This window comes from Desulfobacter sp. (assembly GCF_050177295.1).
This window is the reverse complement of the sequence record NZ_JBFXHE010000099.1, coordinates 1-11,884: the sequence shown is the minus strand read 5'-3', so window position 1 is coordinate 11,884 and position 11,884 is coordinate 1. Positions and strand designations below refer to the sequence as shown.

The following is an 11,884-nucleotide window of genomic DNA, read 5'->3' as shown; positions in this document are numbered from 1 at the left end:
ATATACTTGAGCATTTTGGGTCCTTTTTTGTTTGAATTTGGTCGTTCAAAACACCTTAAAAGGTCTAAAATGCTCCCTCTATTTTAAATGTCACGTCTTTTTTTGAAAAAACTTACGACTCTCGAGCCTAAAATTAGAAGCATAGTAAAGGAGCCGCAGAAAATAATGCCAACCGATATTCATGCCAACTTGAAAATATATGAAATCATCCAGCGTTTCCCCCAGACCCGGTCGGTTTTTGCGGCAAATGGTCTAGGCGCCCTGGTCAGTGACGATGCCATGCGGGTGCTGGCCCCTTTTTTAACCCTGGGCACAGCCTTGAAAAACCGATTTATTAACATTGAGGCATTCATTGAGATGCTTGAGAGCACCATCGCCCGGAACCCTGTCATTGACATCCCCGGGCTGGCCTCGATGGAGGCCCAGAAAAACTTGAGCTTTTTGGGTCTTATGCCCTGTGGCTTGAAAATGCCGTTTAGCCGGGCATTTACTCAATTTTTAAACGAACTTCAAGCCAAAGAAGGGCTTTGCATTCAATCGGCGGTTGAAGGAAATGTAAACCAGGAACTGTCATATTATTCCTATGTGGACACCATTGAATTCAGGGATGAACTGCCCGATATTATTGTGTCTGCTGATTTTAATGTTTTTTTAGGCCATCGGTTTTATACCCATTTTGTGGTCCCGGGACATTTCACAGGGTATGGCGCACTGCCTGCAGGCCCGAATTTTTCAGATGCTCAAATTTCAGATCCCAAAAACGAATATACCATTTTGTGTGTAAATCCTTTAGTGGTGGTTGCCAACCTTGATAAGCTGGAAAATAGAGACCTGCCGCACACCTGGGAAGATCTCCTTGGGCCTGTTTGGGAAAAAAGTCTGATCATCAGGGGGGGGGACGGGTTTTATTGCCATGCAGTTCTGCTGCCCACGTTCAAGGCATTTGGCAACCCGGGGTTAAAAGCCTTGGCAGGCAATGTGCTTGAAGGGCTTCATCCGGCACAGATGGTTAACCGGATTGACAATAACGGCCCGGGCGCACTTTATGTCATGCCGGCTTTTTTTGCGGATCGCATCCTGCACCAGGATCGGATTAAGGTGATATGGCCGGATGACGGGGCCCTTGCAAGCCCGGTCATTCTCCAGGTTAAACCCGAAAAAAAAGAGGAACTCAAGCCGGTTCTTGATTATCTTGTGGGCAGTGAGCTTGCACAAATCCTTGCCGGTGCAGGATTTCCCGTGCCCCATGCAGCGGTGACCGCAGATGTCCAGGCAAAACCGCTAAAATGGCTGGGGTGGGATTTTTTAAGGCAGAACGATCTGCCTGCCTTAAATGTTGCGATTGATAAAATTTTCATGCCCCTGGCGCCTTGATTTTCCATGAACCAGGTATTGCAAACCACAGGTCCTTCCATCAGGCTGGTGACGGTGGCAGGGCCCCCTTCCAGCGGAAAAACCTCTTTAATCCTGCATACGGCAGCCGTGCTTTTGGAACAAGGGCTTCGCATTGGTATTATCAAGTTTGACTGCCTTACCGGAGACGATCATAAAAGATATGAGCGTGCGGGCCTGCCTGTGAAAAAAGGGCTGGCCGGGGGGCTGTGTCCGGATCATTTTTTTATTGCCAATATTGAGACTGGCGTGCAATGGGGTATCAGCCAGGGTTTTCACCTGCTGATCAGTGAAAGTGCAGGGCTTTGTAACCGGTGTTCTCCCCATATTAAAGGGGTTTTTGCCGTATGTGTCATTGATCATTTAAGCGGTGTGCATACACCCAGGAAAATCGGCCCCATGTTGAAAAATGCCGATCTTGTGGTACTGACCAAGGGAGATATTGTGTCCCAGGCCGAACGGGAAGTCTTTACCTTCCGTGTCCGCCAGGCCAATGCAAAGGCCTCGGTACTGCCAGTCAACGGGTTGACAGGCCAGGGCTCCTTGCTGTCTGCTGGCCATTTTAAAACAGCGCCTGCCATTGGTTCATTAAACGGCATGCGCCTTCGTTTTACCATGCCGGCCGCCTTGTGTTCCTATTGTCTGGGTGAAACCAGGATCGGTCCTGACAGTCAAATCGGCAATGTCAAAACCATGGATTTTACGTGACGGGGATTTTACGTGACCGGGAAAGTGAACAAAAAAAGTGGTGTGGACACAGGCCTTTTGAATCTCGGGCTTGATACGCTGCTGGAAAAATATCCGTATCTGACGGATTTTTTCAGCGCCCTTGGGATTGATCCTTTTCCGGGGCAAAAGACGCTGGCCATGCTTATTGAAAGCCTGTCCCCGGACTATTTGTCACAATTCAGCCTCGACCATCAAGCTTTGTCTGTCCAGGTTCTGGCATTTATTGAAAAAATGGAACAATGCCGGTACAAAATTCATGGCGGTATGGATCACCTGGTCATTGGGGCCGGATTCGATAAAGACGGTTGCCCGGAAGCCATGGGCATCACCCTTTTCCCCGGTGAGGTGGTCAGCGTGGTGGGGCCCACCGGTTCCGGCAAAAGTCAGCTTCTCTCCGATATTGAGTGTCTGGCCCAGGGGGATACCCCCTCGGGGCGGAACGTGCTGCCGGACGGCAAAACGCCGGATGCCCAGTCGCGTTTTTCCGGTGAGTTCAGGCTGGTGGCCCAGCTTTCCCAGAACATGAATTTTGTCATGGACCTGACCGTAGCGGCGTTTTTGCAGATGCATGCCGAAAGCCGCCTGATTGACAATATTCCCGGAAAAATCAAGCAGATCTACCAGTCCGCTGTAATGCTTGCAGGTGAGCCCTTTTCCCTGGACACGGCCATTACCTCCCTTTCCGGGGGCCAGTCCCGGGCACTGATGATCGCTGATGTGGCATATCTGAGTGCGTCTCCGGTGGTGTTGATTGATGAGATTGAAAATGCGGGTATAGACCGTGTTAAAGCGGTGTCCCTGCTGCTCAACAAGGAAAAAATTGTCCTGATTGCCACCCATGATCCATTGATTGCCCTGTCCAGTGACCGGCGTATTGTGATAAAAAACGGCGGTATTGCCGATGTGGTCAAAACCCTGGAGGCGGAGAAAGAAAGTGCTGCCTGTCTGGCTGGTCTGGACAGAAAACTGGGCCTTTTGCGGGAAAGGGTTCGAAAGGGGGAGCACCTTGTTTTTGACCACAATTTTTTCAACACGAATTGACATTTTACGCCCAAACCATTAAATATTTAGGTTTTGATATGGTTTGCCGGATACAATTTGTAAAAGCTTAAGGTGCCTCTAAATGATTGAGCGCCTTAATAAACCGGCTTCAAGCGGCTTTTGCCGCCTTCACTTTTATCGAATTATCGAAATTATAAGGAAGACAAAAGAGTCATGCCGGAAATTGATTTTGACAAAACCGGCGGGCTGATCCCCGCCATTGCCCAGGATGCGGATACAGGTGAGGTGCTGATGCTGGCATACATGAACAAAGCAGCATTTGAAGAGACACTTGCCTGCGGCAATGCCGTATATTACAGCCGGTCCAGAAAAAAATTATGGAAAAAGGGAGAAACCTCGGGACACGTTCAAAACATCAGGGAGATTCGGGTGGACTGTGACAATGACACCGTGCTTCTCAAGGTGACCCAGGTTGGCGGTGCAGCCTGTCACAAAGGCTATAAGAGCTGTTTTCACAAAGTTGTTGAAAACGGTGAATTCAAAATAGTTGAACAGCGGGTCTTTGACCCGGAAAAGGTATACAAATAATGGATAAGAAGTTAAAGCTGGGTATTCCCAAAGGAAGCCTGCAGAATGCAACCGTCAACCTGTTCAGACGTTCGGGATGGAAAATAAACGTGGAAGGCAGAAGCTATTTCCCGGATATTGATGACGACACCATTGAATGCGCCCTGTGCCGGGCCCAGGAAATGTCCATCAATGTGGAATCCGGCGTTATTGATGCCGGCCTGACAGGTCTTGACTGGATCGCGGAACATGAGTCTGATGTCCATGTGGTGGCGGATCTTGTCTATTCAAAGGTTTCTGCCCGTCCGGCCCGGTGGGTGGTGGCCGTGGCCGGAGATTCCGGCATGAAAACCCTTGAGGACCTGGAAGGCAAAACCATTTCCACTGAACTTGTAAAATTCACCAAACGCTTTTTTGAGTCCCGTAACATTCATGTGAATGTGAAGTTCTCCTGGGGGGCCACAGAAGCCAAAATCGTTTCCGGCCTGGCAGATGCCATTGTGGAGATCACGGAAACCGAAAGCACGATCCGGGCGCATAATTTAAAGGTCATTCACGAGATCATGAAAACCAACACCCAGCTTATTGCCAATAAAACAGCCTGGCAGGATCCGGTGAAGCGGGAAAAAATCGAGCAGATTGCCATGCTGCTCCAGGCTGCCCTTGTGGCGGAAAAGCTTGTGATGCTTAAAATGAATGTGCCTGAATCCAAGTTGCCTGCCGTGGTTGACATTCTGCCAAGTCTGAACGCCCCTACAGTGGCTTCCCTTTACAAGTCAGACTGGTTTTCCGTGGAGACCGTGGTTGAAAACAGTTTGGTCAGAGATCTTGTTCCCAGGCTGCTGAAAACAGGGGCCGAAGGTATCATTGAATGCGCATTGAACAAGGTGATCTGAAAAATGAGTGTGGCCAAAAGATGTGAACAGATAAAACCGTTTATTGTCATGGACGTGATGGAAAAAATCCATAAAATGGAAGCCCGGGGGATTGACGTAATTCACATGGAGATCGGCGAGCCGGATTTTAATGTGCCTGAATGCGTCAACCGGGTCTGTCTTGAGGCGCTGGCCCAGAACGAAACCTGTTATACCCACAGTTTAGGAGACCTTCGTCTGCGCCGGGCCATCAGTGATTATCACAAACGCATCTACGGCACAATAGTGGCACCCGGCCAGATCCTTGTAACCAACGGAACATCTCCTGCCATGCTTCTGGTGTTCAGCGCACTGCTGGATCCCGGTGACGAGGTTATCGTTTCAGATCCCCACTATGCCTGCTATGCCAATTTTATCCGGTATGTCCAGGGGGAGCCTGTTTTTGTCAAGGTGCATGAGCAGGACGGCTTTGTCTTTACCCCTGAAGCTGTCAGGGAAAAAATTACACCTAAAACCAAGGCTATTTTTATTAATTCCCCGTCCAATCCCACGGGCACCGTGATCCCCGAGGCCCGGATAAGGCAGATTGTTGAAGTGGCCCGGGAACATGGCCTGTATATTGTTTCTGATGAAATTTACCATGGCCTGACCTATGAAGGAAAAGATCACTCTATCATGGAGTTTACGGACCAGGCATTTGTACTCAACGGTTTTTCCAAACTGTTTGCCATGACAGGGCTTCGTTTAGGTTACCTGATTGCGCCCCAAAAATTTGTCCGGGCCCTTCAGGTGCTGCAGCAAAATTTCTTTATCTGTGCCAATTCCATTACCCAGTTGGCCGGGGCTGCTGCATTAACCGGTGCTGATGGAGAAGTCCAAGCCATGCGTGATACATATAATGAACGCAGGAAATTCATGATCAGGCGCCTTAAAGAGATGGGGCTTTCAATTATGGTGGAACCCACCGGTGCGTTTTATATTTTTGTGAATTTTAAACATATTTCCACGGACTCCTATGCCCTGGCATTTGATATCCTGGAAAAGGCACACATCGGTGTTACCCCGGGCATTGATTTTGGCGCCAATGGTGAAGGGTATCTGCGGTTCTCCTATGCCAATTCCCTGGATAATCTTAAAATCGGAATGGACCGCCTGGAAGGGTATTTGAAAAGGTATGCATGAAAATCCGTGCCGTTGAGTTTGTAAAAAGTGCGATAAAGCCCGCCCATTATCCGGAATACGATTTTTCCGAAATCGCGTTTGCGGGCAGATCCAATGTGGGAAAATCTTCTTTGATCAACACCTTGATCAGCCGCAGGGATATGGTTAAAACAAGTTCCCGGCCCGGATGCACCCAGATGATTAATTTCTTTCTGGTCAATGGCGATGTGCCCCAGGGAGATGTACCCCGGGGAACGCTGTCCCTGGTGGATCTGCCCGGATACGGGTATGCCAAGGTGTCCAAAAAAATCAGGGCACAATGGCAGCCCATGGTCGAAACCTATCTGGGGATGCGTAAAAATCTGCTGGGGCTGATTCTGCTGATGGATATCCGCAGGGACCCCGGCAAAGAGGAACTTGACATGGTCCGCTGGCTTGAAACAAAGCAGATGCCCTGTCTTCTGGTGTTGACCAAAGCGGATAAATTGTCCAAAACCAAACAGATAAAGCAGCTGGATGCGGCTTGTACAGCCTTTAACCGGGACAGGAACGGGATCATTCTTTTTTCAGCTAAAACCCGCCAAGGCCGCCAGGCCATATGGGATGAAATCCACAACCTCATTGACTGGTATCAGGAGGAGGAATAGATATGTCCGAAATCTTTCGCTCGGGGTTTGTGGGTATTATTGGTGCGCCCAATGCCGGGAAATCCACCCTGCTTAATCAGGTTCTGGGTCAGAAAATTTCAATTACATCCCCAAAACCCCAGACTACCCGGGACCGGATTCTTGGCATTGTGAACCGTCCCCATTCCCAGATCGTATTCCTGGATACGCCGGGAATTCATAAAAGCACAACCCTGCTTAACCAGCGAATCGTGGACCAGGCGGTTCAGGCTATGGACGATGTGGATCTGATCCTTTTTATGGTGGATGCGGTCTCCCGGAACCATGTGTCGGAAAAGATGATCGTAGCGCGGTTTGAAGCTGTGCGTAAACCTGTGATCCTGGCGCTGAACAAAATCGATCTGGCCAAAAAAGCTGCTGTGTATGAGCAGGTGGAAATGTTCAGGCATATGTACGCGTTTGAAACCATTGTACCTGTCTCTGCCAGGAAAAATGTCCAGATGGATCTGCTTCTTGATGAAGTGGAATCCCGCCTGCCCCAAGGCCCTCCCCTCTATCCCGAGGAGACCCTCACCGACATTTCCGAGAAATATATGGTCAGCGAAATTATCCGGGAAAAGGTGTTCAGGCTCACCGGTATGGAGGTTCCCTATTCATCCGCTGTTACTGTGGATGCCTTTGAGGTGGAAAAAAAGCTGATCGTCATCCATGCAAGCATTCATCTGGTGCGTGATTCCCAGAAAGGCATTGTCATCGGGAAAAACGGAAGTATGCTCAAGCGTATCGGGGCAGACGCCCGGAAAGATATTGAACAAATGCTGGGCAGCAAGGTTCTGCTTAAGCTGTTTGTCAAGGTGACCCGGGACTGGGTGTCCAATAAACGTCACCTCAGTGAATTTGGATATTAAATGCTGACGATATAACAGGTATGGAATTTTTTTCTTTTCCCGACGATGCTGAACTGAAAAAGGAGCGGGCCAAAGCCAGGCAGCTTCGGGCCAGCCAATGGTGGAAGCGAAAACGATCATCCGGGATTTGTCACTATTGCGGGAAAAATTTTTCACCCAAAGAGCTGACTATGGATCATGTGATTCCCCTTTCCCGGGGAGGACGCTCGGAAAAATTTAACCTGGTGCCGTGCTGCAAGGCGTGTAATACTCAAAAACAACGAATGCTGCCGGCGGAGTGGGATGAATATATGATACGTCTGCGGGGTGATAAAAATAATACTTGAACGGCTCAATACAGTCTATTCAGCCGTTCAAGCACAAAAGAACCGGCCGGAATAAATCCGACCGGTTTTATATTTAGTTTATAGGGCAGTTGCCCTTAGACGTGTCAGGTGCTACTTGTTGCTGCACAGTCTGTGAATCGTCTGGGCATGCCATTCTCCACGGCCGGAAAAGGTCGGCTGTCCAAGGGCGATGAGATGATTGGCAACCTGATCATAGGTGGCGCCTTGTTCCCGCATGGAGTTGATGATATCCATGATCTCCTCTCTGGGCAGCAGTTCCCTGGTTTCCCCGGATGATGCTTCTGCCGGGGAGGATGATGCAACAATTTTTCTGCGTTTTTTTACAATATTGGTGTCTTGATAGGTGTTTTGGGCTGCTGCTTTCCGGCGTTCTTCCTCGGCCATTTCCGCTTTGAGCAGATCTTCCACAGTGCCGTCAATTTCTTCATCCGGGGCCTGGGACGATACGTAATGGTGCTCAAACGCCGGGGCGATATCCATCTGATTCTGGTCCTGGGCAAGATTTAAGCGGTCCAGGATGATCTCAATGGCATCAGCCTGGCGCTGGAGCAGGTCCGCACTTCTTTCTTGAACCGTGATCATATATTCCTGGTTTTTAATCAGAATATCAATCTGGGTGCAGACATTATCCAGAATATCCGCTAAAAGAACTATATTGGGCTCCTCAGAAATCTGGTTGCCGGGTGTCTGGGGAATTCCTGAAGGCATGGGGCGTTTCATCTGCGAAGGTCTGTTATTGGGATAGCCGGAACTTCCATATGAATTGAACCTGGAAGTGTTTGAATAGTACGAGTTGTCAAAATTTTTTCTTGTTTTCGGGGTCCTTGGTTTTTCGGCCTGGCCGTTACGAAGGCTTTGTAAAAAATCGTTCATATAATAACCTCTTTCTCCTTGATTCTCCTTATGCCGCATATATAAACTTTTATCGGCTCCGGGATTGACTTTGGTGTCCCTTAGTCAATTAATGCGAGCAATAATAAGGAGTTAATAATATTTTTATTTCTTTGGACAGAATGCAAACGTCTTTATCTAATTTTTCAGGCTGCTTGTCAAGAAAATTTTAAATGATTTCCCAATCTTGAACAGCCGAATATTGTCTATCGAATGTTTATCAAAGGCAATCATGTCGCCAACACTCTGTTTCAAAGCATATTGAATACTTTAATTTCGTATGTTACCATAATTTCAGAAAAATTAGCAACCCGTTAAAAGATAATTTTCGGGTAAAAAATGTAAATAATTGTAAAGTAAAGATTATAGATGGAAAACAAGCACTACAACACCCCTTTTACAGTGGATACGGCAGATATTATTAGGCCGGATCTGCTGGAGCCTATTGAGTATGCATATAAATCCAAACGCAGCATTGATATTAAGATCACCCAGCCCGAATATACTTCAGTCTGCCCCATGACAGGTTTGCCGGATAACGGGACCATCATTATTGAGTACCGGCCGGACGCCCATCTGGTGGAGTTGAAATCACTTAAATATTATCTGATGCAATACAGGAACGTCGGGATATTTTATGAACATGTGGTGAATAAGATTCTGGACGATATGGTCTCGGTAATAAATCCCCTTTACATGAAGGTAACAGGCGAATTCACCCCGCGCGGCGGGATTTCGTCCGTGGGATCTGCCGAATATATCAAGCCTTGAGGGCCGCCTCGAAATCCCGGAGCATCTCAAGGACATGGGCGCTGCTTGCAAGGGTGGATAATTCGCGGCGGAATGCCGCGGAACCGGGCAATCCCCGGATAAACCATGCAAGCCTTCCCCGCAGCATCCTGCATGCCGTAATTTCCCCGAAATAGGATACATACCCCTGGGTCAGTGACGCCATTGTTCTGAAGATGGCCCAGGGCTCAGGACGGGTGAATGTGCCATGGGCCACATATTGTTCGATCTGTGAAAGGATGAACGGGTTGGCCATGGCTGCTCTTCCCACCATGACGGCATCGCAGCCGGTCCGGGAAAGCATTTTTCCTGCGTCCTGGGGGGTAATGATATCCCCGTTTCCGATCACGGGAATACGGATGGCTTGTTTAAGTCGTGCAATCAACTGCCAGTCCGCCTTTCCCCTGAACCCCTGAACAGCTGTCCTCGGGTGAAAGGCAATGGCGTTTACGCCCTGGTCTTGGGCGATTTTTGCCAGAATCACAGCCTGATCCCCGGAAGCATCCCACCCGCTGCGTATTTTTATGGTAAAGGGAAGGGAGGTGGCGTCCCTGACAGCTTTTATAATTTTTCGGGCAAGGGCCGGATCCTTCATTAGGGCAACTCCGGCCCCTTGTTTGATCACTTTTTTAACACTGCACCCAAAATTGATGTCAATGATATCCGCTGTGCCAAGATCAGTGATAAACGCTGCCGCCTGTCCCATGGACAGCGGATCTGAACCGAAAATCTGTACAGATAATGGCCGCTCGCTTTCTTGTGACTTAAGCAGGGTTATGGTCTTCTCAGCATTGTAGAATATGCCCTTGGCACTGATCATCTCCGAGCATACCACGGCGCACCCGCAATCCTTTATCAGCTGCCTGAAGGGCAGATTGGTAATCCCGGCCAGGGGGGCCAGAAAGGTGATGCCGTTAATTTTTAAGTCTTTTATTTTCATATTCTGTTGTGGGGGGAAAAGCCCATGGCCGGATTTGTGATGTCAAGGCCCGTCCTGGCATAGCAGAAAAGGCAGTTGTGAAAACAAGGGTGATCTTCATAGGAGCCAATATCAAAAGATTTTGTGCATTGACAGCCCTTTTTACGCCGTTGTCCATAATCGCTGCGGGTTTCCGGATTTCCCCCAAATAAGGTTTTATAACGATGCCCGTTGATGCAGGCGTTAGGAGATGCATATGTTTGTAATCCGGCTGCGTCCATCAGTTCTTTTTCACAGCATAAAAAAAGATCCATGCCAAGGGCTTTGAGAAACTGAGCCATACTGCGGATAATTTTTATCTTGGGGCCCATGCCCGGATCTATGAATTCAAGCATGGGGCTGCCCTGATTTGCCATACGTTTGATTCTCAAGTCTACTTTTTTGTAAGGATCATAAAAGCTGGTAATACATTGCTTGATGCCCATCTGTGACAATTGTCCTGCAATATATTCAAAAGCGTCAAGGTTGTTAAACATCCGGCCGTCCTTCTCATAAAAACAGATGGGGTCAAAACGCCAGGCAACCTGTGCCGGACTTAAGTCCCGGGCAATGATCCGGGCCTGGGCCAGGCGCTCTGAAAGGTCTGGCAGGCCGGGTTCAAGAGCTTTTAAGGGTGTATTGATGGTAAAATTGAAAAACAGGTGAAATCCTTTTCGGGCTAAAATTTTGTGGGCGCTTAAGTCCAGGAACGGTCCATAGTTTTTTGACCAGAAAACAATGGTATGAATATCCTGATGCGTTGCATTCACTCTGCGGGACTGTCTGTTAAATGGATTGGTTATAAAAAAATATCCTTTTTCAATTCTGTCCAGAAACCAGGGCGTGTACCAGCCTGGTATATCTGTACGCCTGGAGGCGGAAAGGATGCCGGCAGGACCGTTCAATCTATGGTTCCTGCCCGTTTTTATGGTTTTTCAGTTTGGAAAAGGAGATAATCTTGCCCTGATTTTTTCGGGAAGGATCGTCCGATTCAAGGGATTCAAGTTTTTTGCCGTTTTCAGGTGATGTTGCAGGCAATCCGCCATGTTCAAAGGGTATGACCGGGGATTCCACCTTTTCCAGCCGCATGCGTTTGCCGTTCATGGAAAAGACCTCTCCATTGATGTAGTCTGCCTTTAAAATCCAGGTGACGACCTGCAGCGGTATCTGCAGCATCAGCAGTCGGATCTGGTACCAGTTTTTTTTATGGTCCGGCACAATATCTTCAATCCTGGCAAAACTGACCGGTGCGTCTTCTAGGTAAATCACGACAATATCATTTATTTCTGCCACGCTGTCTCCATCATCAGATGTTGATATGTTAAAATTTTCATCCGCCTTGAACTTGAACAATAAACCCTGTGTTTGTCCTGTAACATATCACAGACGTTAAATTATCAAAAGTTGTGATTTGTCAGGATTGGCGCATTGGTATCAGTATAATAAATGATAATCGCCCATAGTCGTTAATAATCAAGCGCCCCTGATTCACCGTCAAAAAAATAAAAAACCCAGGGCAAACGCATTAAAAAAGTAATAGAAACGGATAGTTTTTATTTTTGAAAAGAATCCTTGGAAGATTTGAGAAATTTTGGTATCAAAGTCGTTTTTTGAGTTTTATCTTGGAGGTTTTGAAGAA

14 protein-coding genes are annotated in these 11,884 nt (G+C 48.0%); 10 read left to right on the top strand and 4 right to left on the bottom strand.

The genetic code is table 11. The features are described 5' to 3' along the window. Positions 1 to 165: 165 nt before the first annotated feature. The 9 genes from AB7U36_RS09410 (at position 166) to AB7U36_RS09370 (ending at position 7,586) form a co-directional block, all read left to right on the top strand. The gene (locus tag AB7U36_RS09410; RefSeq protein ID WP_428159525.1) at positions 166 to 1,374 is read left to right on the top strand and encodes an ABC transporter substrate-binding protein; all 1,209 of its coding nucleotides are present in this window, start codon (positions 166 to 168) and stop codon (positions 1,372 to 1,374) included. A 6-nt stretch (positions 1,375 to 1,380) separates the two neighbouring features. After that, positions 1,381 to 2,100 carry a GTP-binding protein gene (locus AB7U36_RS09405; protein WP_428159524.1) on the top strand — a complete coding sequence of 240 codons (720 nt, stop codon included), beginning with the start codon at positions 1,381 to 1,383 and terminating at the stop codon, positions 2,098 to 2,100. Between the two features lie 12 nt (positions 2,101 to 2,112). Continuing rightward, on the top strand, positions 2,113 to 3,162 hold the full coding sequence (locus AB7U36_RS09400; protein WP_428159523.1) for an ABC transporter ATP-binding protein: 1,050 nt from the start codon (positions 2,113 to 2,115) through the stop codon (positions 3,160 to 3,162). A 174-nt stretch (positions 3,163 to 3,336) separates the two neighbouring features. Beyond that, positions 3,337 to 3,711, top strand: coding sequence for a phosphoribosyl-AMP cyclohydrolase (gene hisI / locus AB7U36_RS09395; protein ID WP_428159522.1), 375 nt, complete (start codon positions 3,337 to 3,339; stop codon positions 3,709 to 3,711). After that, positions 3,711 to 4,586 (top strand): ATP phosphoribosyltransferase, encoded by an 876-nt coding sequence (gene hisG / locus AB7U36_RS09390; RefSeq protein WP_428159521.1) that lies wholly within the window; start codon positions 3,711 to 3,713, stop codon positions 4,584 to 4,586. Before hisI ends, hisG begins: the two co-directional genes overlap by 1 nt. 3 nt (positions 4,587 to 4,589) lie before the next feature. Further along, entirely contained in the window at positions 4,590 to 5,747 is a 1,158-nt protein-coding gene (locus AB7U36_RS09385) for a pyridoxal phosphate-dependent aminotransferase (RefSeq protein WP_428159520.1), read from the top strand. Beyond that, entirely contained in the window at positions 5,744 to 6,373 is a 630-nt protein-coding gene (gene yihA, locus AB7U36_RS09380; protein ID WP_428159519.1) for a ribosome biogenesis GTP-binding protein YihA/YsxC, read from the top strand. The genes AB7U36_RS09385 and yihA overlap by 4 nt, the downstream gene beginning before the upstream one ends. A 2-nt stretch (positions 6,374 to 6,375) precedes the next feature. Beyond that, positions 6,376 to 7,260 carry a GTPase Era gene (gene era / locus AB7U36_RS09375; protein WP_428159518.1) on the top strand — a complete coding sequence of 295 codons (885 nt, stop codon included), beginning with the start codon at positions 6,376 to 6,378 and terminating at the stop codon, positions 7,258 to 7,260. 20 nt (positions 7,261 to 7,280) lie between these two features. Continuing rightward, on the top strand, positions 7,281 to 7,586 hold the full coding sequence (locus tag AB7U36_RS09370) for an HNH endonuclease (protein ID WP_428159517.1): 306 nt from the start codon (positions 7,281 to 7,283) through the stop codon (positions 7,584 to 7,586). Between the two features lie 111 nt (positions 7,587 to 7,697). On the opposite strand, the gene AB7U36_RS09365 is transcribed toward AB7U36_RS09370, so the two are convergent. Further along, positions 7,698 to 8,480, bottom strand: coding sequence for a hypothetical protein (locus AB7U36_RS09365; protein WP_428159516.1), 783 nt, complete (start codon positions 8,478 to 8,480; stop codon positions 7,698 to 7,700). A gap of 387 nt (positions 8,481 to 8,867) precedes the next feature. Here AB7U36_RS09365 and queF point away from each other — a divergent pair, with 387 nt between their 5' ends. Continuing rightward, the gene (gene queF, locus AB7U36_RS09360; protein WP_428159515.1) at positions 8,868 to 9,269 is read left to right on the top strand and encodes a preQ(1) synthase; all 402 of its coding nucleotides are present in this window, start codon (positions 8,868 to 8,870) and stop codon (positions 9,267 to 9,269) included. Here queF and dusB read toward each other — a convergent pair. From dusB to AB7U36_RS09345, 3 genes are read right to left on the bottom strand one after another with little or no spacing between them, the layout of a single operon-like run. Next, positions 9,259 to 10,227 (bottom strand): tRNA dihydrouridine synthase DusB, encoded by a 969-nt coding sequence (dusB, locus tag AB7U36_RS09355; protein ID WP_428159514.1) that lies wholly within the window; start codon positions 10,225 to 10,227, stop codon positions 9,259 to 9,261. The two genes, queF and dusB, sit on opposite strands and share 11 nt — an antisense overlap. Then, complete coding sequence (locus tag AB7U36_RS09350) at positions 10,224 to 11,150, bottom strand: DUF1848 domain-containing protein (RefSeq protein WP_428159513.1); 927 nt, start codon at positions 11,148 to 11,150, stop codon at positions 10,224 to 10,226. Before AB7U36_RS09350 ends, dusB begins: the two co-directional genes overlap by 4 nt. A gap of 1 nt (position 11,151) precedes the next feature. Next, entirely contained in the window at positions 11,152 to 11,538 is a 387-nt protein-coding gene (locus AB7U36_RS09345) for a hypothetical protein (RefSeq protein WP_428159512.1), read from the bottom strand. Positions 11,539 to 11,884 lie beyond the last annotated feature (346 nt).

What these genes read in the sequence shown, in the direction of transcription:
- AB7U36_RS09410 (WP_428159525.1), top strand. Translation starts at nt 166, where the DNA reads ATGCCAACCGATATTCATGCCAACTTGAAAATATATGAAATCATCCAG.
- AB7U36_RS09405 (WP_428159524.1), top strand. Translation starts at nt 1,381, where the DNA reads ATGAACCAGGTATTGCAAACCACAGGTCCTTCCATCAGGCTGGTGACG.
- hisI (WP_428159522.1), top strand. Translation starts at nt 3,337, where the DNA reads ATGCCGGAAATTGATTTTGACAAAACCGGCGGGCTGATCCCCGCCATT.
- hisG (WP_428159521.1), top strand. Translation starts at nt 3,711, where the DNA reads ATGGATAAGAAGTTAAAGCTGGGTATTCCCAAAGGAAGCCTGCAGAAT.
- AB7U36_RS09385 (WP_428159520.1), top strand. Translation starts at nt 4,590, where the DNA reads ATGAGTGTGGCCAAAAGATGTGAACAGATAAAACCGTTTATTGTCATG.
- yihA (WP_428159519.1), top strand. Translation starts at nt 5,744, where the DNA reads ATGAAAATCCGTGCCGTTGAGTTTGTAAAAAGTGCGATAAAGCCCGCC.
- era (WP_428159518.1), top strand. Translation starts at nt 6,376, where the DNA reads ATGTCCGAAATCTTTCGCTCGGGGTTTGTGGGTATTATTGGTGCGCCC.
- AB7U36_RS09370 (WP_428159517.1), top strand. Translation starts at nt 7,281, where the DNA reads ATGGAATTTTTTTCTTTTCCCGACGATGCTGAACTGAAAAAGGAGCGG.
- AB7U36_RS09365 (WP_428159516.1), bottom strand. Translation starts at nt 8,480, where the DNA reads ATGAACGATTTTTTACAAAGCCTTCGTAACGGCCAGGCCGAAAAACCA.
- queF (WP_428159515.1), top strand. Translation starts at nt 8,868, where the DNA reads ATGGAAAACAAGCACTACAACACCCCTTTTACAGTGGATACGGCAGAT.
- dusB (WP_428159514.1), bottom strand. Translation starts at nt 10,227, where the DNA reads ATGAAAATAAAAGACTTAAAAATTAACGGCATCACCTTTCTGGCCCCC.